At 46.1% G+C, this 24,919-nt stretch carries 26 protein-coding genes; 3 read left to right on the plus strand and 23 right to left on the minus strand.

Going from position 1 to position 24,919, the window contains the following annotated elements; translation table 11 throughout:
* Positions 1 to 63: 63 nt before the first annotated feature.
* From T525_RS0104530 to T525_RS0104560, 7 genes are all read right to left on the minus strand, one after another.
* A complete protein-coding gene (locus tag T525_RS0104530; RefSeq protein ID WP_027406221.1) occupies positions 64 to 366 on the minus strand; it encodes a type II toxin-antitoxin system RelE/ParE family toxin in 303 nt (100 codons plus the stop codon).
* Positions 359 to 622 (minus strand): prevent-host-death protein, encoded by a 264-nt coding sequence (locus T525_RS0104535; protein WP_027406222.1) that lies wholly within the window; start codon positions 620 to 622, stop codon positions 359 to 361. Before T525_RS0104535 ends, T525_RS0104530 begins: the two co-directional genes overlap by 8 nt.
* Positions 623 to 812: 190 nt before the next feature.
* Positions 813 to 1,028 (minus strand): hypothetical protein, encoded by a 216-nt coding sequence (locus T525_RS0104540; RefSeq protein WP_027406223.1) that lies wholly within the window; start codon positions 1,026 to 1,028, stop codon positions 813 to 815.
* Positions 1,029 to 1,123: 95 nt separating this feature from the next.
* Positions 1,124 to 1,684: a heavy metal-binding domain-containing protein gene (locus tag T525_RS0104545; protein ID WP_027406224.1), complete on the minus strand. Its 561-nt coding sequence runs from the start codon at positions 1,682 to 1,684 to the stop codon at positions 1,124 to 1,126.
* A gap of 69 nt (positions 1,685 to 1,753) precedes the next feature.
* On the minus strand, positions 1,754 to 2,563 hold the full coding sequence (locus T525_RS0104550) for an ion transporter (RefSeq protein ID WP_027406225.1): 810 nt from the start codon (positions 2,561 to 2,563) through the stop codon (positions 1,754 to 1,756).
* Between the two features lie 132 nt (positions 2,564 to 2,695).
* Complete coding sequence (locus T525_RS0104555; RefSeq protein ID WP_027406226.1) at positions 2,696 to 2,893, minus strand: hypothetical protein; 198 nt, start codon at positions 2,891 to 2,893, stop codon at positions 2,696 to 2,698.
* Positions 2,894 to 2,981: 88 nt separating this feature from the next.
* Positions 2,982 to 3,635: a lipoprotein gene (locus T525_RS0104560; protein WP_027406227.1), complete on the minus strand. Its 654-nt coding sequence runs from the start codon at positions 3,633 to 3,635 to the stop codon at positions 2,982 to 2,984.
* Between the two features lie 241 nt (positions 3,636 to 3,876).
* On the opposite strand from T525_RS0104560, the gene T525_RS0104565 reads away from it, so the two are divergent.
* Positions 3,877 to 5,217, plus strand: coding sequence for a GHKL domain-containing protein (locus T525_RS0104565; RefSeq protein ID WP_027406228.1), 1,341 nt, complete (start codon positions 3,877 to 3,879; stop codon positions 5,215 to 5,217).
* A complete protein-coding gene (locus T525_RS0104570; RefSeq protein ID WP_027406229.1) occupies positions 5,211 to 6,104 on the plus strand; it encodes a hypothetical protein in 894 nt (297 codons plus the stop codon). Before T525_RS0104565 ends, T525_RS0104570 begins: the two co-directional genes overlap by 7 nt.
* A 121-nt stretch (positions 6,105 to 6,225) precedes the next feature.
* Here T525_RS0104570 and T525_RS0104575 read toward each other — a convergent pair whose 3' ends face one another.
* From T525_RS0104575 to T525_RS0104590, 4 genes are all read right to left on the minus strand, one after another.
* Positions 6,226 to 6,954 (minus strand): LytTR family DNA-binding domain-containing protein, encoded by a 729-nt coding sequence (locus tag T525_RS0104575; protein ID WP_027406230.1) that lies wholly within the window; start codon positions 6,952 to 6,954, stop codon positions 6,226 to 6,228.
* Between the two features lie 210 nt (positions 6,955 to 7,164).
* On the minus strand, positions 7,165 to 8,766 hold the full coding sequence (pckA, locus tag T525_RS0104580) for a phosphoenolpyruvate carboxykinase (ATP) (protein ID WP_027406231.1): 1,602 nt from the start codon (positions 8,764 to 8,766) through the stop codon (positions 7,165 to 7,167).
* Between the two features lie 238 nt (positions 8,767 to 9,004).
* Positions 9,005 to 10,474 carry a threonine synthase gene (gene thrC / locus T525_RS0104585; protein ID WP_027406232.1) on the minus strand — a complete coding sequence of 490 codons (1,470 nt, stop codon included), beginning with the start codon at positions 10,472 to 10,474 and terminating at the stop codon, positions 9,005 to 9,007.
* A 91-nt stretch (positions 10,475 to 10,565) separates the two neighbouring features.
* Positions 10,566 to 11,828: a DUF2939 domain-containing protein gene (locus T525_RS0104590; RefSeq protein WP_027406233.1), complete on the minus strand. Its 1,263-nt coding sequence runs from the start codon at positions 11,826 to 11,828 to the stop codon at positions 10,566 to 10,568.
* A 282-nt stretch (positions 11,829 to 12,110) separates the two neighbouring features.
* Here T525_RS0104590 and nadE point away from each other — a divergent pair, with 282 nt between their 5' ends.
* On the plus strand, positions 12,111 to 13,994 hold the full coding sequence (gene nadE, locus T525_RS0104595; RefSeq protein WP_037325082.1) for an NAD(+) synthase: 1,884 nt from the start codon (positions 12,111 to 12,113) through the stop codon (positions 13,992 to 13,994).
* Positions 13,995 to 14,143: 149 nt separating this feature from the next.
* Here the strand turns inward: nadE and scpB are convergent, their stop codons facing one another.
* The 12 genes from scpB to xseB form a co-directional block, all read right to left on the minus strand.
* Positions 14,144 to 14,713 carry an SMC-Scp complex subunit ScpB gene (gene scpB / locus T525_RS0104600; RefSeq protein WP_027406235.1) on the minus strand — a complete coding sequence of 190 codons (570 nt, stop codon included), beginning with the start codon at positions 14,711 to 14,713 and terminating at the stop codon, positions 14,144 to 14,146.
* The gene (locus T525_RS0104605; protein ID WP_037325184.1) at positions 14,713 to 15,444 is read right to left on the minus strand and encodes a segregation/condensation protein A; all 732 of its coding nucleotides are present in this window, start codon (positions 15,442 to 15,444) and stop codon (positions 14,713 to 14,715) included. Before T525_RS0104605 ends, scpB begins: the two co-directional genes overlap by 1 nt.
* A 7-nt stretch (positions 15,445 to 15,451) precedes the next feature.
* On the minus strand, positions 15,452 to 16,549 hold the full coding sequence (trpS, locus tag T525_RS0104610) for a tryptophan--tRNA ligase (protein WP_027406237.1): 1,098 nt from the start codon (positions 16,547 to 16,549) through the stop codon (positions 15,452 to 15,454).
* Positions 16,550 to 16,629: 80 nt separating this feature from the next.
* A complete protein-coding gene (locus T525_RS0104615) occupies positions 16,630 to 17,256 on the minus strand; it encodes a site-2 protease family protein (RefSeq protein ID WP_027406238.1) in 627 nt (208 codons plus the stop codon).
* Between the two features lie 13 nt (positions 17,257 to 17,269).
* Complete coding sequence (locus tag T525_RS0104620; RefSeq protein ID WP_027406239.1) at positions 17,270 to 17,815, minus strand: NUDIX domain-containing protein; 546 nt, start codon at positions 17,813 to 17,815, stop codon at positions 17,270 to 17,272.
* Between the two features lie 98 nt (positions 17,816 to 17,913).
* Positions 17,914 to 19,620, minus strand: coding sequence for a DNA repair protein RecN (gene recN / locus T525_RS0104625; RefSeq protein ID WP_027406240.1), 1,707 nt, complete (start codon positions 19,618 to 19,620; stop codon positions 17,914 to 17,916).
* Between the two features lie 49 nt (positions 19,621 to 19,669).
* Positions 19,670 to 20,131 carry an arginine repressor gene (gene argR, locus T525_RS0104630; protein WP_027406241.1) on the minus strand — a complete coding sequence of 154 codons (462 nt, stop codon included), beginning with the start codon at positions 20,129 to 20,131 and terminating at the stop codon, positions 19,670 to 19,672.
* Positions 20,128 to 20,988, minus strand: a complete 861-nt coding sequence (locus T525_RS0104635; protein WP_027406242.1) for an NAD(+)/NADH kinase — start codon at positions 20,986 to 20,988, stop codon at positions 20,128 to 20,130. The genes argR and T525_RS0104635 overlap by 4 nt, the downstream gene beginning before the upstream one ends.
* 65 nt (positions 20,989 to 21,053) lie before the next feature.
* The gene (locus T525_RS0104640; protein ID WP_037325084.1) at positions 21,054 to 21,884 is read right to left on the minus strand and encodes a TlyA family RNA methyltransferase; all 831 of its coding nucleotides are present in this window, start codon (positions 21,882 to 21,884) and stop codon (positions 21,054 to 21,056) included.
* A 2-nt stretch (positions 21,885 to 21,886) separates the two neighbouring features.
* Complete coding sequence (dxs, locus tag T525_RS0104645) at positions 21,887 to 23,773, minus strand: 1-deoxy-D-xylulose-5-phosphate synthase (protein ID WP_027406244.1); 1,887 nt, start codon at positions 23,771 to 23,773, stop codon at positions 21,887 to 21,889.
* 15 nt (positions 23,774 to 23,788) lie between these two features.
* Entirely contained in the window at positions 23,789 to 24,673 is an 885-nt protein-coding gene (locus tag T525_RS0104650; RefSeq protein WP_027406245.1) for a polyprenyl synthetase family protein, read from the minus strand.
* 3 nt (positions 24,674 to 24,676) lie between these two features.
* On the minus strand, positions 24,677 to 24,919 hold the full coding sequence (xseB, locus tag T525_RS0104655; RefSeq protein ID WP_027406246.1) for an exodeoxyribonuclease VII small subunit: 243 nt from the start codon (positions 24,917 to 24,919) through the stop codon (positions 24,677 to 24,679).

A 24,919-nucleotide genomic window follows, 5' to 3' on the forward strand; every position in this document is an offset into this window, starting at 1 on the left:
AATGTTATAGTAACAATAAAAAATCTCCCGCTGATCAGTAAAACCAATCAACGGGAGTGTGATTTAAATATTTCTTCCTAAATATTGCACCGTAACAACCCAAACTATTTTTTCTGCTTCATCAATACGAAAAATAGCAACATAATTGTCAATCAGCAGCTGTTTATAGCCTTTACCGGAATATCGGCCAGTTAATCTATCTTGATGAGAATATGGAAAAATATCCAGCCCCAATATCGCTTCTTTTATTCTATCCACCTGACCTTTGGCATTTTCAGGAGCAAGTTTTTCATTGGCAATGTAATTATAGATATTGTCAATATCCCTATAGGCTGCCCGCAGTAATTTGACTTTATACTTAACCAAAATACTTCTTCTCCAATTCCTCAAATGCAGTTTTTGCATCTACTGCTTCTCCAGTTTCGGCAAATTCCTTCTCCGCCTTATAAATTGCATAATCAATGTCTTTTTCCCGCACAAAGCTGTCGTAAAGTTCACTGCTCATGACCACCAAATCACTGTAACCATTTTTTGTAACAAAAATCGGCTCTTTTGACTTGTGAGCAAGAGAAGAAATTTCATTTGTATTTCTTAAATCTTTTATAGGCACAATTAAAGGCATAATATCCACTCCTTTTTCACTATTATGACATAATTATATCATATTTATGTAACTTTAACTATATAATTATACTAAGTAAAACGGCGCTGCAAAATCAAAATAAAAAGGACCTGTCCCATGACAGGCCCCGTATAACTTTAATTACTATTTAAATATGGAACATTGCGGAGAGTCCCCAGTTTATGCCTTTTTAGAAGCTCCAGGTTGCACCCAGCTGGACACTGCCGCCCCTTTGCTTTCCGACCCAGCCATTGAGGCCAAGGTCAAGGGTCAATGGGCCGTTGCCCGGTTTTACCTGCCAGCCCAGCTCCAGCATTCCACTGCTGCCTTTTACGCTTGGACTTGGGGTACTGCCGCCATTGTAATGGGCCGTGGCATCGCCGCCAAATTCATACTGGTAGGCCACGCCACCATATTTGTTGAACTTCTTCCTTGATGTTCATTTTTTTCATTTCCTTCCCTTGGGTATTGCTTAAATGATATTACATTTTTATTTAGTCCCTATTTCCTGATTTTAACAGCGGTTCCGTACATCTGGAGATAGAAGAAGGAAAAATGATCTGTATCCATATCTATATCCTGCCGCATGTGTACAACGGCATCCCCTCCAAGGAATAAGGCCTTTCTCTTTAATTCTTCCGTTGCAATATAGAAGGCCTGGTCAAAATTATCTTCCCCCACAGAAAATTCACCAAGCAACAATATACGTCCGATTTCACCTGCAACACTGTTATTATTGTCTTTAAGATGTTTTACTTCGTCCTCGTATTTTTTTGCCAGCTTGGAAAATTTGCTGCTGAATATTCCCTTATTGGATATCTGGAAGTACACTGGGCCAATAATATCGTAATCCTGCCTGATATCCCCAGTGGTAACCACGACATTTTTTGCCAGCTCCCGGATTTTTGCTTCCTGTTCAAAATTTACTGCCCGTTCCTCCTCAGCTTGTCTGGAACGGTCTTCCAGCCTCTTGTTTGCCTCATCTGCCACTTTTGATGCTGCCTCGGAAGCAACAGATGCAACATTATTCAAATTCTTGCCCAAATCATCCAAAAATCCCATAAGCCAAACGCTCCTTCCTTAATATAAAATATACAAACGCGGAATAAATATGTGACATTTAAATACTCTCTATGCTTTTCTTGCCTTCAGCAGCTCCTCAATCTGCTCAAAGTGCTTGCGGATTTCCATTTCCACCTCATCGGGTACGTTCCCCTCAGCAAGGGCATTTTCAGCCTCCTTGGCGGCCTGCTTTTTCTTGGCGGCCTCGGAAATTGTGCCAACAGCCTCTACAACTATACCAACCATTACATTCAGCAGAGTAATGGAGGTAAGGAGGATAAACACAAGGAAATAAATCCATGCATAAGGCTGAACCTCCATTATAGGTCTGGCCACCGCCGTTGCCCAGGATTCAAAGGTCATAACCTGGAACAGTGTAAACATGGAGCCCCCAACGCCTCCGAATAGCTCTGGGAAGTTGTCCCCATAAAGGGCGCTGCCGAAAACGGCGAAAATATAAAATATAATAAATAAAAGAACCAATGCCCAGCTCATACTTGGAATGGCCTTCAGCATGGCCGAAACCAAAATCTGCAGCTCCGGAAATTCCGCCAATGCCTTCAGCAATCTGAATATACGAAATGCCCGGATAATAGATACGCTGGAGGAAATAAAGATTATGGAGCTGGCCACAACCACGAAATCAAAAATATTCCAGGCATCGGACCAGAAATTTCTCTTGTAAACCAGCAGCTTTGCCACCAGCTCTATTACAAATATAACAAGACAGGCCTTGTCCACTGCCTCAAGGAGAAATACCTCCTCAGCTGACAAAGACCTGTCAGTCAATATACCCAATACAATAGCATTTAAAATAATAACAGCTGTAATGATTTTTTGTGTATGCTTCCAATCAAGTGCTTTCTGTAATATATCCATCCCATATACTCCTCAAGATTAAAAGGCGCGTCAACTGAGGAGACCCCCAAAAACGCGCCTTTATTTTATTTCTTCTGAGCTGAAGGACTCACCGCCCCGGTGGTCCATCCAGCTCAACAAGAAGGGTAAATTTTACTGTACTTCCCAAACGCCGCCGTCCTCGTCCACGAGAATATCGCCGGACTCTACTGGCTCATCAACGATAAGCTCTACATCTTCCATCAGGGTCTGATTGGTAGGAACTACGCTGCAATCCAGAGAAGCTGCGCTTGCCATCTGAGCACCCAAAGCAAATACCATTGCTGCCAAAATCATGCTGAACTTTTTCATAATATTAATCTCCTCTCTTTTTTTCAAACTTTTTACTGATTTGTACAATCTTACATACCATGATAGTGTATAATTAAATAATAATTAATTATAAACCGTTTACGAATCTCTTGAGGCCGTCAACATCTACTGGAGCCCAATAGGTCTTGCCATCGTCGCCCTTTACGATTTCGCACTTGCACTCATAGGTCTGGCCCATCTTAAGTGGGAACTCGTTGATGTAGTTCTCAATGCACTCAAGGGTAGCCTTCTGGAAGTCAGGATCCTGCTTGAACTGCTCTACAGTGTAGCCGTTGGCCTGCAGTGCGCCCAATACAACACCAAGAGCGATAATGTCCTCATTAGTCTCAGCAAGCTTTGCAGCACCAGCCTGATCAAGAACGTTTGCAGTAACCTCTACTACAGGATGCTCGGCATCATCGGTCTTAATCTTGGTCTGAATCTGCATAGCTGCCTTCATCTTGGTAATGTATGTAGCAGTGATGTCCTCAACATTTGCGTCATTCAGTGGGAACTGGGCAAAGCTCTTCAGCAAATCGCCAATTACAGCCTCCTGAATCTGCTCCTCCTGTGCCTTGGTCATGCCCGTAGCAGCCATGCTATCGGAAACACCATAGGCCATAATCTCGGAATAACCCAATACAGCCTTGTCTGCGCTGTCCTTTGGCTTCTCAGTGCCACAGCCTGCAATAGCAAAAATGGCAATCAAAGCCACCAACCCTAACAGCAATTTTTTCATCATTTTGTTTTTCCTCCCTGAACTTGAATATCATTTGCCATCATGGTATTGTCTATTGGTGGGAAGAATGTCCCCCATTGACAATTACATTTTAAAAAAATATTCTCACAATTTCAACATTTTTGGGTCGAACGGTCGAAATTTGCAACGAACGGTCGATTTTTAGACCAATTGACTTTTTTCCTATAACTTTTTTGTTATAGTACAAGCCTTATGGGCTAAAACATCTTAACGAGGTTTTACCATGAATGAACTTATTTTTCCAATATGTATTTCCATAGCAGTGCTCCAGATAGCCCATACATATCTGAGATTTTTGTCCTTCAAAAGGGAAATGGACACTGAGAGCATTCACCGTCTCTATTGGTGTGTGGCCCTATGCGGTGTTTGCAGCTGCTTTGTATATTATGATATTTTAAACGATCTGATTCTCAGCACCGCCACCTACAAAACCCTGTTGATGATGGGCTGGCTGCCCTATTTTCTGATTTTTCTCATGCTCATCCACCGCCACATTTCCCTTCATATTTTCGTGCTGGGAATGTCCGGTATATGGAGCTTTTTCCTGTACAGCCTCAGCAGTATTATCCTTATATTCTTTTTCAATGATCTCCACTATATACTTACCACCCTTCTTTTCACCCTGATGAATATACTGCTTTTTGTTCTTCTGCTGCCAATTGAACGGCGGATTTTCTCAAATCTGCTGCCCCAGGATGAATTCTTCAGGGACAAAAACATTGGTCTGTACATAGCCAGCTTGCCTCTTACCATATTTTTTGCCCATATAATAGTGACCACAGGCAATACCCTGTTATCCACCTGGGAGGAACGGCTTTCCCGCTTCTATCTGCCCCTGGTTTTCCTGTGCTGCTATCACTATGTACAAATAGCCGCCAAGCAATATAAGGACAAAAAAATACTGCTGGTTGATAACCAGCAGCTTTCCCATGAAATGGTTTCCTTGGTGGAACACCGCCTTATGCTGCAAAAAAACCAGACAATGATCAAAAAGTTTCGCCAGAGCTTCCTTGGGGGCTATGACCGTCTGCTGGAGCTTATTGAGGACAAAAAGGACGAGGAAATCAGGAAATTTCTTTCCAGACAGGAGCAGAAGCTGCCCTCTGCCGCTATTTTTTCCTATTCGGACTCACCAATTATCAACACGGCTGTTTCCATTTATAATTCCCGCACCCAAAAGCTGGACATAAAATTTTCCCCAAAAATAAATCTGCCGGCAAAATTCTCCACTGATGAAAACGATTTGAGCATATTGCTGTCCAATTTACTGGAAAATGCCCTGCAGGCCTGCATCAAAGAAAAGGAAAAGGGCCAAAAGGAGGCGGGAATAACCCTGAAGGTACAGCACAATGGCCAGCAATGCGTTATTGCCATTACCAACCCCTGCTCGACTCCCATTGACCTTGACGGGGAAGGACTGCCCCGTGCCACCAGACAGGGCCACGGCATCGGCATGGTATCACTGAAGATGTTTATGGAAAAATACCAGGGCTATGCCACCTTTACCCAGCAAAATAATCTGGTAAGTCTTTTCGTATACTGGAGGGATCATAAACTATGCTAGCCTTCTCCTACGCCCTTTTGGTTACCATAATACAGCTGGCAGGGGCTTATATGCGCTATCTGCCATTCAGACAGGTGGTTGACCATGACAAGGCCACTGTTCTTTGGCGCAATATGCTAATATGGAGTATTTTCGGCCTGGCAATTAACTTTGCGGTGACCCATACCCTTGGTGTAACCATGGCCACCTACAAGCTGCTCTTTTTCTTCGGCATGACACCTTATGTGATTATTTCCATAATCCTTATTCCACGCCGTCTGCCCCAGCATTTCTTTGTATTGGGTGTTCAGGCCCTCTACGCCTTTATGCTCCATTCCTCCTCGGGAATGATTCTTACCATTATCTATTCAACCATGACAGCCAGACTGCTGCCCCATGAGCTTGTTATCTGGATTTTCCTCTTTTTGCTGATATATCCTTGGGGCCATAAGCTCTTTACCAGTCTGTTGCCTGATGACCAGCTGGCATCTGATGCCAATCTGCGCTGGTATATCGCCTTGCTACCCCTGTCCTTCTACGTGGGATGTATAATCTCCATCAGCAATGTTACCTTCCTGCCGGAGCTCAGTGACCGTCTGTCCCGCTTCGCCATACCACTTTTCTTCTTCATTATTTATGCCCTGGTGCATTATGATTCCGCTGAAAGGCAGCAGCACCAAAGGCTCATGGAAAACAGGGAACGCCTTACAAGACAGCGGGAAAATCTGAAGGAGCATACCAAGCTGATGCAGGAATATGAACAGGCCATTTCCGTACTGCGCCACGATATGCGTCACAGCTACCGTATAATATATGCGTTGCTGGAAAAGGGTGATTACGACAGCATAAAGAAGCACATCAGCGCCCAAAAGGCCATGCTGGAAAACACCCCGGAATACAAAAAATAAAACATAAAATATCATGTAAAGAAAATATCGGACAAAAAAAGACCTCATCTGTCAGACTGCCCAATGGCCATAGGCCAGGGTTAATTTCTGCCACAGATGGGGTCATTTATTTATTTGCTTATTATTTGCTAATTATATGATTCATATAGGCCACCTTGACCTCCTGACGCTTACGGCGGCTAATGGGAAGGCGGCTGCCATCTGTCATGAGAAAATCATCGGGCTCCATTTCCTCCACAAAATCCATGTTCAGAAGCATGCCCCGGCGATTTTCCAGAAAACGCTCATCCCCCAGCAAAATATCACATACCTCGCTGAAGGTTATTGTGGCCACAAGGACCTTATCGATTAAATGCAAATTTACACAATGAGAGTCAAATACGTCAATATATATTATCTCTCCATAGGAGATATCTATAGGGGTGCCGTCAACCTTAAAGGTTATGCCACCCTTCTTTTTCAGCAGCTTGGGAAAAATAAAATCAAAGGTCTTGGTAAATTCATCCTCATGCTCCGCCAGTGGCTTAATGAAATACCCCACGGCAAATACACGGTACCCCTCCAGCAAATGCTCATCACTGGAGGTCAAAAATATAATGCTGACCTCATTGTCCACCTCACGGATTTTTTGGGCAGTTTCCAGTCCCGTTATCCCCGTCATGTAAATATCGAGAATCACCAAATCGAAAGCAGCGGACTCGTAATGCTCCAGTAAATCCTCGCCGCTGGAAAAGGTTCTGATTTGGACAGAGCGTTCTTCCATGGCAAAGTTGTCACGGATATAGTTTTTGCAATAAGAAAGGACATCATTACGATCTTGCTCATTATCGTCCACAATAGCAATATTCATAATATCAGCTCCTTTCCCAAAATATTATCCCAAAAAATAAAAAACACGGGGACTAATAACCTACCTTATCAGTGATATTTTATCACATAAAAACGTTTTTTTTCTACCACTAATCCCAATAATTTCCTATAATTCTTCCCACAAAAAAGAGAGCCCCCCGAAAGGGACTCTCTCATTTTTTTAAACCTTGGACTTAAGCAAGGGCCAATATTACAGCTGAGGACCAGCAGCAACAAGAGCCTTACCAGCAGCATTGCCGGTGTACTTGCCGAAGTTCTTAATGAAGCGGCCGGCCAAATCCTTAGCCTTGGTCTCCCACTCGGAAGCATCCTTGTAGGTGTCACGAGGGTCGAGAATCTTAGGATCAACGCCTGGCAGCTCGGTAGGTACCTCGAAGTTGAACATAGGAATCTTCTTGGTAGGTGCAGTCTTGATGTCGCCATTGAGGATAGCATCGATGATACCACGGGTATCCTTAATGGTGATACGCTTGCCAGTACCGTTCCAACCAGTGTTAACCAGATAAGCCTTTGCATCGTTAGCAGTCATCTTCTTAACGAGCTCCTCACCGTACTTGGTAGGGTGCAGCTCGAGGAATGCCTGACCGAAGCATGCAGAGAAGGTAGGAGTTGGCTCGGTGATGCCACGCTCGGTACCTGCCAGCTTAGCAGTGAAGCCAGAGAGGAAGTAGTACTGAGTCTGCTCTGGAGTCAGGATGGAAACTGGAGGCAGAACGCCGAATGCATCAGCGGAAAGGAAGATAACGTTCTTTGCTGCAGGAGCGGAAGAACCTTCCTTGATGTTCTTAATGTGGTTGATAGGATAAGATACGCGAGTGTTCTCGGTAACGCTCTTATCAGCGAAATCAATCTTGCCGTTAGCATCAACAGTTACATTCTCGAGAAGTGCATTTCTCTTGATTGCATTGTAGATATCTGGCTCGGACTCCTTATCAAGGTTGATAACCTTGGCATAGCAGCCACCCTCGAAGTTGAATACGCCGTTGTCGTCCCAACCATGCTCGTCATCACCGATGAGCTTACGCTTAGGATCGGTGGACAGGGTGGTCTTACCAGTACCGGAGAGGCCGAAGAAGATTGCAGTGTTCTCGCCGTTCATGTCGCAGTTAGCGGAACAATGCATGGAAGCGATACCCTTCAGAGGGAGGAAGTAGTTCATCATGGAGAACATACCCTTCTTCATCTCGCCGCCGTACCAGGTGTTGATGATAACCTGCTCCTTGGAGGTAGTGTTGAAAGCTACGCAGGTCTCGGAGTTGAGGCCGAGCTCCTTGTAGTTCTCTACCTTAGCCTTGGAAGCGTTGTATACTACGAAATCTGGCTCAAAGTTTTCCAGCTCCTCGGCAGTAGGCTGGATGAACATGTTGGTTACAAAGTGAGCCTGCCATGCAACCTCAACGATGAAACGAACTGCCATACGGGTATCTTTATTTGCACCGCAGAAAGCATCAACAACATAGAGCTTCTTGTTGCAGAGCTCCTTCTTTGCAATTTCCTTAACAGTCGCCCATACGTCCTCAGACATAGGATGGTTATCATTCTTGTACTCGTCAGAAGTCCACCAAACCTTATCCTTGGAATTAGCGTCCATAACGATGTACTTATCCTTAGGAGAACGGCCAGTGTAAATACCGGTCATAACGTTTACAGCACCGAGTTCAGTCACCTGACCTACATCGTAGCCCTCAAGACCAGCCTTAGTCTCCTCTTCAAACAGTACCTCATAGGATGGGTTGTGAAGAATCTCAGTAGTACCAGTGATACCATACTTAGTCAAGTCAACAGTTGCCATTTTGCTATCTACCTCTTTCTTTTTTACAATTCTGCCACAATGATTTGCTACCCCTCTGGGCCTTTTCGCCCAGGACTCAAATCAAATCATTTATGACATTTATGATTAGATAAACACTTCATTCCGCATAGCGGAATATCCTTTTTGTATTTTAGACGTTTTAAGGCAATTTGTCAAAAATTGTTAAGTATTATTTTGTGATAGAAACAGGTTATAGTTCCTATTACTTTTTCTTATTTTACGCAAATTCAAATACAGTTTTAGGCATTTCTGTCTTTTCCACGGTGTTTTTATGGTTAATTTTAGCATCTTTTAACTTAGCCAATCCCATCGGAATTCCAAAACTATTTAATTTTGAAAGTTCATCCAATAACTGGAATTCATCCTTGCCGCTGATGTCCTGACCAAGGGCTGTTAGAACGCTTTCATTGAATTTATATGGGCTGGCGGTGGAAACGATAACCACATTTTCCTTGTCAGCCAGCTTGGAGAAGGCATTCCAGGCCACGGCGGTGTGAGGATCAGGAATATATTTTTCCATATCATATTCCTTTTTTATCATACCTTTTGTGGCATTATCATCAGACCAATCGGCACTGAATACTTCCTTAATCTTGGCAAGCACCTCTGCCCCTACGTCGTATTTCCCTGTTTCGGACAGCTCCTTCATCCAGCCTGCCACCCTGGCTGCATCACCGGTTACGTGATAAAGGAGGCGCTCCAGATTGCTGGAAATAAGGATGTCCATGGAAGGGCTGATAGTCTTGAAGAAATCACGGTTTCTGTCGTAAACACCAGTGTTGAGGAAGTCCGTAAGAACATTATTTGTATTGGAAGCGCAAATAAGCTTCTTTACAGGAAGTCCCATGGACATGGCATAGAAGCCCGCCAGAATATCCCCGAAATTCCCCGTTGGCACCACAAAACTCACCTTGTCCCCGGCCTTTATGGAGCCATTTTTAAGCATATCTGCATAAGCACTAAAATAATAAACGATCTGAGGTACAAGACGGCCCCAGTTAATAGAGTTGGCAGATGAAAGGGAAATGCCCTTTTCGTTAAGCTTTGCATTAAATTCCCTGTCACTGAATATGGCCTTTACCCCGCTCTGGGCATCGTCAAAATTACCCTTTACGGCAGTTACCCCAACATTGGCCCCCTCCTGTGTTACCATCTGGAGGCGCTGGATGCGGCTAACCCCGTTATCAGGATAGAACACCATAATCTTGGTCTGCTCCACGTCCTTGAAGCCCTCCAATGCAGCCTTTCCCGTATCCCCGGAGGTAGCCACAAGAATAAGCACCTCATTCTTTTCACCGGTTTTCTTAAGGGCTGTGGACAAAAGCTGAGGCAGAAGCTGAAGGGCCATATCCTTAAAGGCGGAGGTTGGGCCATGCCAAAGCTCCAGCACGGAAACATCCTTCAGAAAATTCACAGGGGCAATGGCGCTGTCATCAAATTTGCCACCGCCATAGGCACGGTTCACGCAGCCCTCAATTTCCTCCCGTGTATAATCCGTCAAAAAAAGGCTCAGCACTCTGACGGCTCTTTCCTGATAGGAAAGGGTCTGAAGGCCTTCAATAAATGCCATATCCACCTGTGGCATATTATCAGGCACAAACAGACCGCCGTCATCTGCCAAGCCTTTGATTATTGCTTCTGCGGAGGACAATTCCTGGTTGTTTCCTCTGGTACTTCTATATTTCATGATATACTCAACTCCTGTCTCATAATATTCCGACATACAAGATATTATATCACAAGACATTTGTATTGTATATACAGACTTTTAATTTACATTAATTGGTCTTCGGTTTGGATTCTTCCTTGTAAACTGATACTTCAGGCAGATTCTCCGAACGAACCGGACTAAAATCTACTCCCACTTCCGCATCAGCACCAGGATAGTTGGCAGCCCTTACAGCTGCATCGTCGTTGTTGCGCATGGCCCTTACGCCACGGGCACGGACCTCCTCAGACGGGCCGATAATCGCAGCTATCTCAGCCTTGTTTTCCTCCCATCTCCTGTTGGACTCGGACATTTCCCCGTTTATCTTGCTGGCCATGGCCTCAAAGTTTGGTGATCTGCTCTTCTTGACCTTCTTGCCCTGGGCAGCCAGCTCCGCAGCCTTTTTCGCCCTTTCCTCCTCCAGCTTCTTGTAATCCTCCACCTTTTCCTGATGGTTAAGGGAAGTATAATAATCATCCATCATCTCATAGAAAATGTTCTTGCGCTCGTTAAGGAGACTTTCCAGATGCTTGCCCGCCACAGGAACCTTCAGTTCATCAAGGCCCTCACAGGATTCCTTCATGATCTTTTCCGCCTCAATGATCCAGTCCTTGTTTATCTCCGGCATTCTCTTTTTCAGCTCGGCAAATTTATCCTCTGTATTCTTGAGATTGCCCCGTACCTTTTCAATATACCGCTTCATATCACGGTCATTCTGCTTTATAAGGGCATCCACAAAGTCGGCATAATTTAAAATGTCGTAAATCTGCCAGGTTTCATCTGCTGTCTGGCGCATCTTGAACTTCAGCACGAAGCTGTCACCGTAATTTGGCTCAAATATCCTTACAGCCACAGTGGCAGTTGCAGACCCCTTCTCTTCTGACTCCTCAGATCCCTCCTCATCCTCAGTTTCTATAACAGGGTCCTGGGAAACATATTCAATCTTTCGCATGGACATAGTACGGAGGCCTATTTTGTCCTGGAATGCAGTTTCCTGGGAAACACTTTCCTCCTTCGGCCATTTTTCATTTGCTACATAATAAAGAATATCCTCCTTGGTCTGCTCCACCAAGGTGCCGTCCAGTATCATCTGCTTATCAGGGCTGTCTGCATCAACTAACTTGCTAAGGTCACTTGCGCCCTTATTTAACACGGAATCAAGATCCACGTACTTCTGGAACTCCTCAGTATTATGGTTCACCACAGCCTTCTGCAATGAGTTCATAGAATATGCAGGTGTATGCACATAATATAGGAAATAAAAAGCCGCTGCTGCCCCGGCCAACAGTATTTCCAAAAATATGCCAACTATCAGAGCGCCTTTATAATTCATAATCCACCACTTCTTCCAAATCCTTTTAGAGTCCGAATAAAGGCAAATCCTTTTGCCTTCCCATATTGATAAAATCCATCATTAACTAACGGCCTTATTGGTTAATTCTATTGTACCACACTTCATTATGTTCTTAAATGAACATACTTATAGATATATATTAATAATTTGCTTAAAATCTTAAAATTCCTGCTTTTTTTCTCATAATATATTTGTCATAATATAAATATGGTAATCTATCGTGGATTTATATATTTTAAAGTATAGGAGTGTGAGGAATTAATGAAAATTGCCGTTGCTCAGCTGAGGATTGCGCCTGGTCATCCAGATGACAACACCAGGAAAATGCTGGAAATGATCAGAGAGGCCAAGGAGAATGGGGCCCATCTGGTTATTTTCCCTGAAATGTCCATTCCGGGGTATTTAGTAGGAGATACCTGGGAGCAGCCTGCATTTATCAAGGACTGTGAGGAATGCGGACAGGACATTATTGAAGCATCCAAGGACATCGCTGTTATTTTTGGTAATGTTGCAGTGGACTGGAACAAGAAAAATACCGATGGCCGTCCAAGAAAGTTCAATGCCCTGTTTACCGCTTACCACGGCAAGCTTGTGGCTCCGGACAACATGCCTTATCCATTTGCTATCAAGACCCTGATGCCAAATTACCGTGAATTTGATGATACCCGCCACTTCTATAGCTTAAAGCAGCTGGCGGAAGAAAAGAACGTCAATGTAAATGATCTTATCTCTCCTGTTCATTTGGAGATAAATGGTAAGATGTATTCCATTGGCGGTTTTCTTTGTGAGGATGGATGGAGCGACAATTACAACTATGCCCCAATAGATTTCCTCAAGGAAAAGGGCGTTGATTTCTATGTAAATATCTCCTCCTCCCCTTATACCCTTGGAAAAAACAAGAAGCGTCACCTTATTTTCAGCAAGGAGGCCAAGGAAAACGGAGCGCCTTTAATTTATGTTAACAACACCGGCATTCAGAATAACGGCAAGACTATCTATACCTTTGACGGCTCCAGTACCGTCTACAGCAGCAATGGCTATCCTGTAGACCGCATGGATAAATACGTTGAAGGTATTCATTATGTGGAGCTGGAAAAAATCGATGAAATGCCGGAATTTAAGTATCAGCCTAAAAATGAAATTGCCAATATTTTCACCTCACTAAAATATGGTGTACAGTCCTTCCTTAAGGATATAGGCATGGACAAGGTAATTGTCGGCGTATCCGGAGGCATTGACTCTGCTGTGGCAGCAGCCTTGTACACCCACATTCTTGGTCCTGAGAATGTACTTTTGGTGAATATGCCAAGCCAGTTTAATTCTGAAACCACCAAGGATCTGGCCCACCAGCTGGCAGAAAATCTGGGCTGCCACTATATGGTAATGCCAATCCAGGAGTCTGTGGACCACACCATAAAGCAGCTGGAAACCATTCCAATTACCTTTATGACGGATAAATCTGTAATGAATCTGAAGATTAGCTCCTTTGTGGCTGAAAATATCCAGGCCCGTGACAGAAGCGCCAGAGTACTGGCGGGAATTGCCGCTGCCTTTGGAGGCGGATTTACCTGCAATGCCAACAAGGCGGAAACCACTGTGGGCTACTCCACCTTATATGGTGACCAGTCCGGCTTCCTTTGCGCCCTGGCTGATCTGTGGAAATTCCAGGTTTATGATCTGGCCCGCTTTTTAAATACTGAGATTTACGGCAAGGAGGTTATTCCTCAGGCCACCATTGATATTGTTCCAAGTGCGGAGCTGTCCTCTGCCCAGAACGTGGATGAGGGCAAGGGTGACCCTATTAAATATCCTTATCATGACTTCCTGTTCAGAAGTTTTATTGAGCGTTGGGAAAAGGCCACCCCGGCTGATGTGCTCCGCTGGTACCGTGACGGCATGCTGGAGGAAAAGCTGGGCTGTGAAAAGGGTATCGTAAAGAAATTATTCCCTACCCACAAGGAATTTATTGAGGATCTGGAGCGCTGGTGGAAGCAGTTCACCGGCATGGCTGTGGCAAAGCGCATTCAGGCACCGCCTATTATCGCTGTCAGCCGCAGGGCCTATGGCTTTGACCACAGGGAAGCCCAGAACGGGGTATATTATACTAGACAGTACCGCCGCATAAAGGAAGAGCTGCTTAAATAATTTCTACTAAAAGTATTAAAAATAGCAAAAATATAAATATTGTTTAAAACTTAAAAGGACTGCTCCTTCATTGGAACAGTCCTTCTTTTTGCGCTCATATTCTATCATATTCGCGTTCATATTCTATTTAAATTTGCGCCACATTCTTATTATGATGGATTATTGTCCTCATCAATAAGAGTCAGCTGCTCTATTTCCTTGTCATCAATTTCCACTGTAGGCAGCTCAGGCAAATCAGTGAGCTCGTTAAGGCCGAAGCACTTGAGGAAGTTTTCCGTGGTGCCGTAAAGTATGGGGCGGCCTAAAACGTCCTTGCGGCCCAGCTCCCGCACCAGCTCCAGCTCAATAAGCTTTGCCAGCACCTTTTCCACGTGAACTCCACGGATATGCTCTATTTCCTGTTTGGTAATAGGCTGTTTAAAGGCGATAATGGACAAGGTCTCCATGGCTGCGGCGGATAACTTCTTTTCCTTGGTTTCCGTGAGCTTTTCCACGTAGGAAAAGTGCTCCTGACGGGTGGCAAGCTGCCATCCTCCCGCCACATGCTGAACCATAACGCCGCTGCCCCGCTCATCAAGAGATTTCTTCAGGGCCTCAACCAGTTCATCAAGGCTCTCCATATCAATTCCGAAAATCTCCATCAGCTGCTGTGCAGAAACCGGGTCCCCACTGGCAAAGAGAACAGCCTCCAGTGCTCCGGTCAGTTCACCCATAAACATTAATTTTCACCAACCCTGACTTCTATATAAATCTCGGAAAACCTGTCCACCTGATATACCCTGATGCTCTTAACCTTAATTAGCTCCAGCATGGCCAAAAAGGTGGTAATCAGTTCGGAACGGTTCCCCGTGTGAAATGCGTCCTCAAAGGATATTTTGCCCCCGCTCTTATTAAGCAGTGAAAGCAAAAGCTCCATCTTGTCGGAAATGGTAAATTCCTCCGGCTCCACCAGGGCATCGGGAATTTTCAGTTCCTTGTGCATGGCCAGCACATTGCTGAAGGCCCGCACTAAATCCTGCATGGACATATTTTCCGGGGGCAGATGATGAACTGGCAGCTCCATTGGGGCACGGGTCACAAACTTCTCCTGAAAATCCTGCATATCCAGAAGTACATTGCTGACTTCCTTGTACCGCCTGTACTCCAAAATGCGGTCAATGAGCTCCTGACGTGGATCTATATCCTCAGTCTCCTCCGCCTCCTTGTTTTTCGGTGGCTTCGGCAGCATCATGCGGGACTTGATCTGCAAAAGGGTGGCCGCCATCAGCAGAAACTCACTGGCAATCTCCAGATTGAATTCCCGGAACTGGTCCAGATAATCGATGTATTGCTCAGTAAGCTCCGCTATGGGAATATCATAAATATCGATTTTATTCTTTTCTATGAGATGCATCAAGAGCTCCATTGGGCCCTCAAAGCTCTCAAGATGCACTGAATACTTTTCAGTCAAATTGAAATCAATCCTTATTTCCCTCATACTTTGCAGCCTGGGCCTTAATAAGCTCCTCATCTGCAAAATAATTAATTCTCATGGCATTCTTTACGTCCTGCAGGGTGTTTTCAGCCACACGTCTGGCCTCGGCACTGCCCTTCTTCAGGATTTCATATACCCCGGCAATATCCTTCTCGTACTCCTTGCGGCGCTGGCGGATAGGCTCCAGCTCCTCCTGAAGAATGCTGTTAAGGAACTTCTTGATCTTCACGTCCCCAAGGCCGCCACGGGTATAGTGCTCCTTAAGGGCATCAAGGTTCTCATATTCTGGAAGGTACTTCTCAAAATGATCAGGACGGCAGAAAGCGTCAAGATAAGTAAATACTGCATTGCCCTCCACATGGCCAGGATCGGAAACCTTGATGTGGGTAGGATCAGTGTACATATCCATAACCTTCTTGCGTACAGTCTCCGCATCATCGGAAAGATAAATGCAGTTGCCGATGGACTTGGACATTTTGGCCTTGCCGTCAGTACCAGGGAGACGTCGGCATGTCTCATTTTCTGGCAGCATAATATCCGGCTCCACCAGAGCCTCGCCACCATAAATCATGTTGAAGCGACGAACGATTTCCTTGCACTGCTCCAGCATTGGCAGCTGGTCCTCACCTACTGGCACCAAAGTTGCCTTGAAGGCAGTAATATCGGAGGCCTGGCTGATAGGATATGTAAAGAAGCCCACTGGGATGCTCTTTTCAAAATTCTTCTGCTGAATCTCAGCCTTAACCGTAGGATTTCTCTCCACACGGGAAACAGAAACCAGATTCATGTAATAGGTGGTAAGCTCAGTAAGCTGAGGCACCTGGGACTGAATGAACAGAGTGGACTTGGCTGGGTCAAGGCCCACAGACAGATAATCCAGAGCCACCTCAAGGATATTCTGGCGAACCTTCTCAGGATTCTCGAAGTTATCGGTCAAAGCCTGAACATCAGCTATCATAATATAAATCTTGTCAAACTCCCCGGAATTCTGCAGCTCAACCCTGCGCTTAAGGGAACCTACATAATGTCCAATATGCAGTCTTCCAGTTGGTCTGTCACCAGTCAAAATAATTTTTTCCATTTTTTATTGAAACCCCTCTCAGTTTAAATACTTGTTATTTGAATAATTTCCTATTGTATAAAATGTATATATTTTTGACATTAAAGAAGCACACTCAAAATTGTCTCAAAAATGCCCAAAATCAGGCTGGACAACGGAATGAGAATACCCCCTAAAATAGGTGTCATCATCATTACAATGAGAATAATAAAGCTGTATCTCTCAATTCCCATGTACTTGTAGGCCAGCTCCCCTGGCAAAAACTCCAGCAAAATCTTGGAGCCGTCCAGAGGCGGCAAAGGTATGAGATTAAAAATACCAAAGTTAACATTGAAGAGAACAATCATGGACAAAACCGTTTTGATGCCCACTGTATTAAGCATGCCCATTTTAAACAGCACTGTCATAATAAAGAGGGTAACAAAGGCAGTTAAAAAGTTGGCGGCAGGACCTGCCAGAGCCACCAGAATATTGCCCTTCTTCATATCCCTGAAATTTCTTGGATTTACCATAACCGGCTTGGCCCAGCCAAAGCGGCACACCAAAAGCATCAATAAACCAATAGGGTCAATATGGGCCATTGGATTAAGGGTAAGACGGCCAGTAAGCCTTGGTGTAAAATCCCCCATGGCCACAGCCACCCGTGCGTGGGCATATTCATGGAGCACCAGGGCCAGAAGCAGTCCCGGCAACCCCGCAATAATACTCATTAAATTAAAATCAAACATAAATCCTCCAATATTACTTATTAATAATGCGGTCCAGCATCAAAATGGCAGTTACGGACTTGGCATCATTGATGCGGCCATCCTCCACCATTGCCACTGCCTCACTGAGGGGCAGCTTAACCACATTAATAAATTCATCTTCATCAGTGTGCTGTTTACCCGGCTCCAGGCCACGGGCAGCATAAGTATAAATGACCTCGTTGCAGAAGCCCACACAGGTGGCCAGCTTGGTAAGGAATTTGTATTCCTTGGCAGTATAGCCTGTCTCCTCGCTGAGCTCACGCTTGGCACACTCCAGAGGGTCCTCCCCCTCCAGATCCAGCTTTCCCGCCGGAACCTCCAATGTTACCTCATCGATGGGATAACGATACTGTCTTACAAGTATCACCTGTCCGTCCTCAGTATATGGAATAACAGCGGCAGCCCCAGGGTGCTTGATCCACTCACGATAGGCAGTGCCCCCATTTGGCAGCTTCACCTTGTCCTTCTTTACGTGAAGCAAATTGCCGTCAAAAATATCCTCGCTGGATTCCTTTATTTCAATTAAGTCTTCGTACATAATCAGAAGCCTCCAAAAAAGTATTTTAGTATAAAACTTACCTTAAGTCCATAAGTCCATAAAATGCATCTGCCGAAATTTGATACATGCAATTACACTCATTTGCGGCTGTACTGCTGCTTCTTAATCCCAGCATTTGCCAGCATTTCACGGGCATTATCAAGAGAAGCTGCAGATACGTCAACTCCCGAGGCCATACGGGCAATTTCATTTACCCGCTCCCCTTCAGTAAGGGCCTTTACGGAGGTGGAGGTCATGCCATTTACCACCTGCTTGTTAATGTAAAGATGCACATCGGCCATGCAGGCAATCTGAGGCAAATGGGTAATGCACAGCACCTGCTTGTCCGCCGCCACCATGGCAATGCGTTCAGCCACCATCTGGGCAGTGCGGCCCCCGATACCAGTGTCTATCTCATCAAATATCATGCTGGCTGGGGAATCGTCCCTAAAGGCGGTAACTGCCTTGATGGAAAGGGCAATACGGGAAAGCTCGCCCCCAGAGGCCACCTTCTGAATTGGCCGCATATCCTGTCCCGGATTGGCGGAAAAGAGAATTTCCAGCTCATCTGCCCCAAGGCTGTCAAGGCCATCAGACTCATTAACGGCTATCTCAAATCTGGCATCGGGCATTCCCAGTTCGTGGAGATGCTCCTCAATGGCCATGGAAAGCCGTTCTCCCGCCTGCTTTCTAAGCTCCGTAAGACGCTGGGCATGGGCCGTGGCATCCTTTCGTGCCTTATCTATCTCCTGCTTTAAGGCAGCAATATCATCATCGTAATTTTCAATATCATTAAGCTGCTGCTGGGCCTTATCCTTAAAGGCCATAATTTCCTCAATAGTGGAACCGTATTTTTTCCGCAGCTTGTCAATTACATCCATACGGCTCTGGAGCTTGTCCAGAAGCTGGGGATTAAATTCCAGCTCATCACCGTAATCCCGCACCTCGTAGGCGGCTTCCTTTATCTGGATGCAGGCCTCTTTAATGGTATCCGTGACACTATCAAGGGAATTATCGTAGCGGGACAGATCACGGAGATTTTCCACCACTTCTTCAAGGGAGCTCACAATGCCAATACCGCTGTTGCCGCCGCCATAAAGATTCTGGCAGGCCTCCCCAATATAGTTGGAAATCTTTTCCGCGTTGGAAAGCTTCTTTATTTCCCGCTCCAGCTCCTCATCCTCGTTTTCCTGAAGCTGGGCCGACTCAATCTCCTGAACCTGCCATTTCAGCATATCCAGCTTCTGCTCATTATCCGCAGAGCTCTGTTCCTTGTCAGAAAGCTGTTTCTCTTTGTCCTTTAACATTTTAAAGGACTGCTGATAATCCTTTAATGCCGCCACAATACGGTCATCAGAGCCGTCCACCAGCTTGTACTGGTTGGCTGCATTAAGAAGGGCCAGATTCTCATTCTGGCCGTGAATGTCTACCAGCAAGGTTCCCAATTTTTTCAGCACAGCCACAGTGGTGTGGCAGCCATTTACAATTATGGTGCCCCGTCCGCTGCTGGTTATCTGGCGGGTGATAATAAGCTCACCCTCAGTGGTATCAATGGCATTTTCATTTAGAAAATCAATAACCTTTGGCTGATTATCCAATGTGAAAATGGCCTCAACCCGAAGCCAGTCAGCCCCCGTGCGGATCAAATCCGTGGACAGGCGGTTTCCCAGCATGGCCCCCAGGGCATCAATGAGAATTGATTTGCCTGCCCCTGTTTCACCGGTGAGAATATTAAGTCCCTTGTCAAAATCTATCTGAACCTGCTCCAACAGAGCGAAGTTCCAAATTGTAAGTGTATTGAGCATTTTGAAAATCTCCTTGCTCTAACTCTCCAAACATTCCTTCAATAATAAATTACTTAAGACCCATGCTCATGGCTTCCAGCTTAAGGGCCACTTCCTCAGCCATGCTGGAGGCCTTAACAACGGCCAAAATAGTATCATCCCCGGCCACGGTGCCGATAACCTCCGGCCAGCGGGCATTATCAAGGGCGGCACAGATGGAATTGGCAGCTCCCGGCATGGTTTTTACCACAATGATGTTCTCGCTGTAGTCAATCTTCTTCACCAGCTCCTTAAAGAGGCGCTGCATGCGGTCCTCGGAGTGCAGTGTCTGGCTGTCCATTGGATAAGCATAGCGATACTTGCCGTTGCCGCAAGGAATCTTCACCAGCTGCATATCCTTTATATCTCTGGAAACAGTGGCCTGGGTAACCTCAATATCCCTTGCCCTGAGGGCAGCTGCCAAATCCTCCTGAGTCTCAATTATCTGATTTTCAATAATCTGCTTTATCTTTGATTGTCTATGAGCCTTCATTTAGAATTCCCCCATAACTTACTCTTTAACGTATCGTAATAATTTTTGTCACCAAATTTTATTATGCGCGCCGGGTTCTTTCCCTTGCGGATATACACCACATCTCCGGGCAATAGCTGGAAGCTCTCCTGACCGTCGAAGGTCATCTGAATATCCTGATGAACTGCCGCTATATAAATCTGCACTTCCTCATCATCGGGAATTATCATTGGCCGTGCATCCAATGTATGAGGACAAATTGGCGTAATAAGAAGGGCGGGAACACTTGGGTTCACAATTGGTCCACCGGCGGAAAGGGAATAGGCCGTGGACCCTGTGGCGGTGGAAACAATAACCCCGTCCGCCTTATAGTCGGCAATCATGGTATCGTCTATCCGCATACTGAGACTCAGCATGCGGGACAGGCCCCCCTTGCCAATAACCACGTCGTTAATGGCATGGCCCAATATGCGGCGGTTCCCCTGGCTCAGCACAGCCCCGGAAATAACAGTGCGCTCCACCACCTGATACTCACCATTCAAAAGGCTATCAAGTCGGCTTTCCAGCTCTGTCAGCTCAATATCCGTGAGAAATCCCACACGGCCGATGTTAATGCCACAGGCGGGAATCTTGCGGGTATAAAGCTTGCGGCACACCCCCAAAAGGGTGCCGTCCCCGCCAATGCTCAGCCCCAGATCTATGGGCTCATTGTCCAGATCATCAACGCCGTATTCGGGACAATTAAACATTTCCGCAACGCTGTGGGACATTACAACACGGACCCTGTCAGCTTTATCCGCAAAATAGCTGCGGATTCTTTCCATAACCTGGGCGGATTCGTCCTTATTTATATTGGGATAAATTGCAATTGTCTTCATAAAGACGCCCTCTTAATTTATCTGAAAATATCTGAAAGAATCCAGACCTATCTGAATCTGTCATGTCACTTATCAAGATTGCTGTGGGCCAGCTCAACGGTTTGGGCCATTACCTCATCAGTTACATTGTCCGCAGCTTCCTTGTCCTTTGTAAGCCACACAAGGTATTCTATATTGCCCTCGGGACCCTTTACAGGGGAGAAGGTCAGCTCCTTGGTGACGAAGTCCATCTCTCTGGCAGTATCAATAACATTATGAATAACCTCCAGATGAACCTTCGGATCACGGACTACGCCCTTTTTGCCCACCTTTTCCTTGCCGGCCTCAAACTGGGGCTTAATAAGGGCCACTACCTCGCCGTCGGCCTTCAGCATATTCTTTACTGCGGGCAAAACCTTCTCCAGAGATATAAAAGCCACATCAATGGAGGCAAGATCTATAAGCTGGCCAATATCCTCAGGGGTAACATTCCGCACATTGGTGCGTTCCATGTTCACCACCCGCTCATCAGTGCGAAGGCTCCAGGCCAGCTGGCCGTATCCCACATCAATGGCAAATACCTTCACGGCGCCATTTTGCAGCATACAGTCGGTAAATCCCCCGGTGGAGGCACCAATATCGGCGGTAACCTTTCCCGCAAGCTCCACACCAAATTCCTTGATGGCCTTCTCCAGCTTCAGACCTCCGCGGCTCACGTAGGGAATCTGATTACCAAGAACCCGGATATCAGCATTTTCCTTCACCATGGTGCCCGCCTTGTCAATCTTGTTGCCGTCCACTATGACCATTCCCGCCATAATGGTGGTCTTGGCCCGCTCACGGCTCTGGACAAGATTCTTTTTCACCAGAAGTACATCAAGGCGCTCTTTTTTAACTTTTTCTGTATTATCAGCCATAATTATAAATCACCAAAATTCTTTGCAATGCGGTCCGCAATCTGATCCGGAAGTAAGCCGCAAAGCTCCAGAAGCTCAGGGCATGAGCCCTGCTCGATAAACTTATCCTCAATGCCAAAACGCATTATCTTGGCAGAGCTGATACCCGCATCAGCCAGATATTCCAGCACAGCGGAGCCAAAGCCCCCGGCCAGTGCATTTTCCTCAAGAGTTACCACCAGACGGGCTTCCCGTGCCAGCTCATCAATGAGAGCTGTATCCAGTGGCTTTATAAATCTCATATTTACGACGGTGGTGTAAATATCCTTTTCCTTCAAAATAGCTGCTGCCTTAATGGCCTGCTTGACCATACTGCCCACAGCAAAGAGCACTATGGTCTTGCTGTCACGGGAGAGGATTTCCCCCTTGCCGATTTCCAGCTGCTGGAAGCCCTCCTTCACTGGCACCCCGGTGGCAGAGCCACGTGGATAGCGCACGCTGATAGGGCCATTGTAATTTGCTGCCGTATAAAGCATATTACGCAGCTCGTTTTCATCCTTTGGCGCCATACAAACCATATTTGGAATGTGACGCAGATAGGAATAATCAAAAACTCCGTGATGTGTTGGGCCGTCAGCCCCCACCAGACCGCCACGGTCAAGGCAAAGGGTAACAGGGAGATTCTGCAGGCATACATCGTGAATTATCTGATCATAAGCCCGCTGGGCAAAGGTGGAATACAGGGCCACAAATGGCTTGCCCCCCACTGCTGCCATTCCAGCTGCCATGGTCATGGCATGCTCCTCAGCAATGCCCACATCAAAGAACCGCTCCGGATACACAGTAGAAAACTTTTTTAACCCAGTTCCGGAAGGCATGGCCGCCGTTATGGCGGAAATATTATTGTATTTTCCCGCCAGCTCAATAAGGGCATCAGAGAAAATATCCGTATATGAAGGAGGTGCCCCCTCCTTTTTGATCATTTCGCCGGTGTCGCAGTTGAATTTCCCCACACCGTGGAACTTATGAGGCTGATTTTCCGCAAAGGAATAGCCCTTGCCCTTGGTGGTGCGCACGTGAATAAGCACAGGACCCTCAATGCCCCTTGCCTTCTGGAAAACCTCCTGCATATATTCAATATTGTGGCCGTCAATAGGTCCAACATAAGTATATCCAAGGGACTCAAATACACTGCCCGGAGTCAGAAGTGCATAAATACCATCTTTTACGGAGCCCGCCGCATTCCATACGGTCTCCCCAATGCCAGGAAACCCCTTAAGGAACTCCTGAAGCTCCTTTTTTGCCTTATGATACTGGGGCATAATGCGGATATGGCTCAGATATTCGGACATGGCTCCCACGTTTTTGTCAATGGACATTTCATTGTCGTTAAGAACCACTATCATATTCTTGCCCATAGTTCCGCCGTAATTCAGCCCCTCGTAGGCCTCGCCCCCGGTAAATGCCCCGTCGCCAATAACTGCAATAACGCTGTAATCCTGCTTGTGCATATCCCGCTCAATGGCCATACCCACTGCAGCGGAAATAGAGGTGCTGGCATGGCCTACACCAAAGGCATCACAATGGGATTCAGAACGCTTAGGAAAGCCCGTAATGCCCCCCTTGGTGCGCAGTGTGGAAAATCTGTCCTTGCGGCCCGTGAGAATTTTATGGGAATAAGCCTGATGGCCCACGTCCCAAATTATCTTATCCCTTGAAGGGTCAAATACGCTATACATGGCCAGGGTCAGATCCACTGTGCCAAGGCTTGGGGCCAGATGTCCACCATTGGCGGCACATACATCTATAATCCTGCCTCTGATTTCGCCAGCCAGGGCTTTAAGCTCCTCAAGGCTGCACTTAGCCACATCAGAAGCATTATTTATTTTATCCAATATGTTCTCAGACATGGTGTGGCTCCTTAATTACTTATTTCTCTTCAATAAATATTCCACCAGCTCCCGCAGGAAGGTGGCCTTGTCACCAAACATTTCCAGGGCCTTCACTGCTTCTGCCACAGTATCAGCCGCCAGCTTCTTTGCTTCCTCCAGAGAGGTAAGGGAAACGTAGGTGGACTTGTCATTGCGCTCATCGCTGCCCACTGGCTTGCCGATAACCGCCTCATCACCAATAACATCAAGAATATCATCGGTAATCTGGAAGGCCAGTCCGAAGCAGTCAGCATAAGTGGTAAGGGCAGCCAGCTCCTTGTCGGAGGCTCCCGCCACAATGGCGCCGCTTCTGATGGCTGCTCTGAAGAGAGCACCGGTTTTTCCTGCGTGCATCTTCTTTAATTCTTCAAGACTCAGGGATTTCTGCTTCCCCTCAGCCTCCAGATCAATGGCCTGCCCGCCCACCATACCATTTGGTCCGGCACCAATGGACATTTCCTTAACTACCTTTAAAAGCACATCAGCGGGGAGGTTGTCCTGACGGAGCATTACCTCAAAGGCCTGGGTCAGCAGGGCATCACCTGCCAAAATGGCTATTCCGTCCCCATAAACCTTGTGATTGGTGAGCTTGCCACGGCGGTAATCGTCATTGTCCATGGCAGGCAAATCATCATGAATAAGGGAATAGGTGTGAATCATTTCAATGGCACAGGCAATATGAATAAAATCAGTGCCCTTGGCGCCAATGGCATCAGCCGCTGCCATGACCAGAATCGGACGTAGGCGCTTGCCCCCAGCTGTAAGGCTGTATTTCATGGATTCGCAAAGAGTGGGATCCAATGCCTTGTCCTCCTGCAGCTCCTCCACAAGGGCTTTTTCTATAAGCTTAATTCTTTCATTCCACTGAGTCTTGTCCATTTATCAATTTCCTCCCTCAAGCTCCAAAGGCATTTCCACTACTTTTCCGTTCTCCTCGCTGAGGATAACATTCATCCTGTCCTCAACGTCCTTCAGTTCTGCCAGGCACTTTTTTGAAAGCTCCATGCCCAATGTGTAATTTTCAATAACATCCTTCAGGCTTGCCTCGCCGCTTTCCAGTTTATCCACAATCTGCTCAAGATTGGCCAGATTTTCCTCAAAGGATGCTTCCTTTTTCCTTGGCAT

It is taken from the genome of Anaerovibrio sp. RM50 (assembly GCF_000622005.1).
In the GTDB taxonomy this organism is placed as follows: domain Bacteria; phylum Bacillota; class Negativicutes; order Selenomonadales; family Selenomonadaceae; genus Anaerovibrio.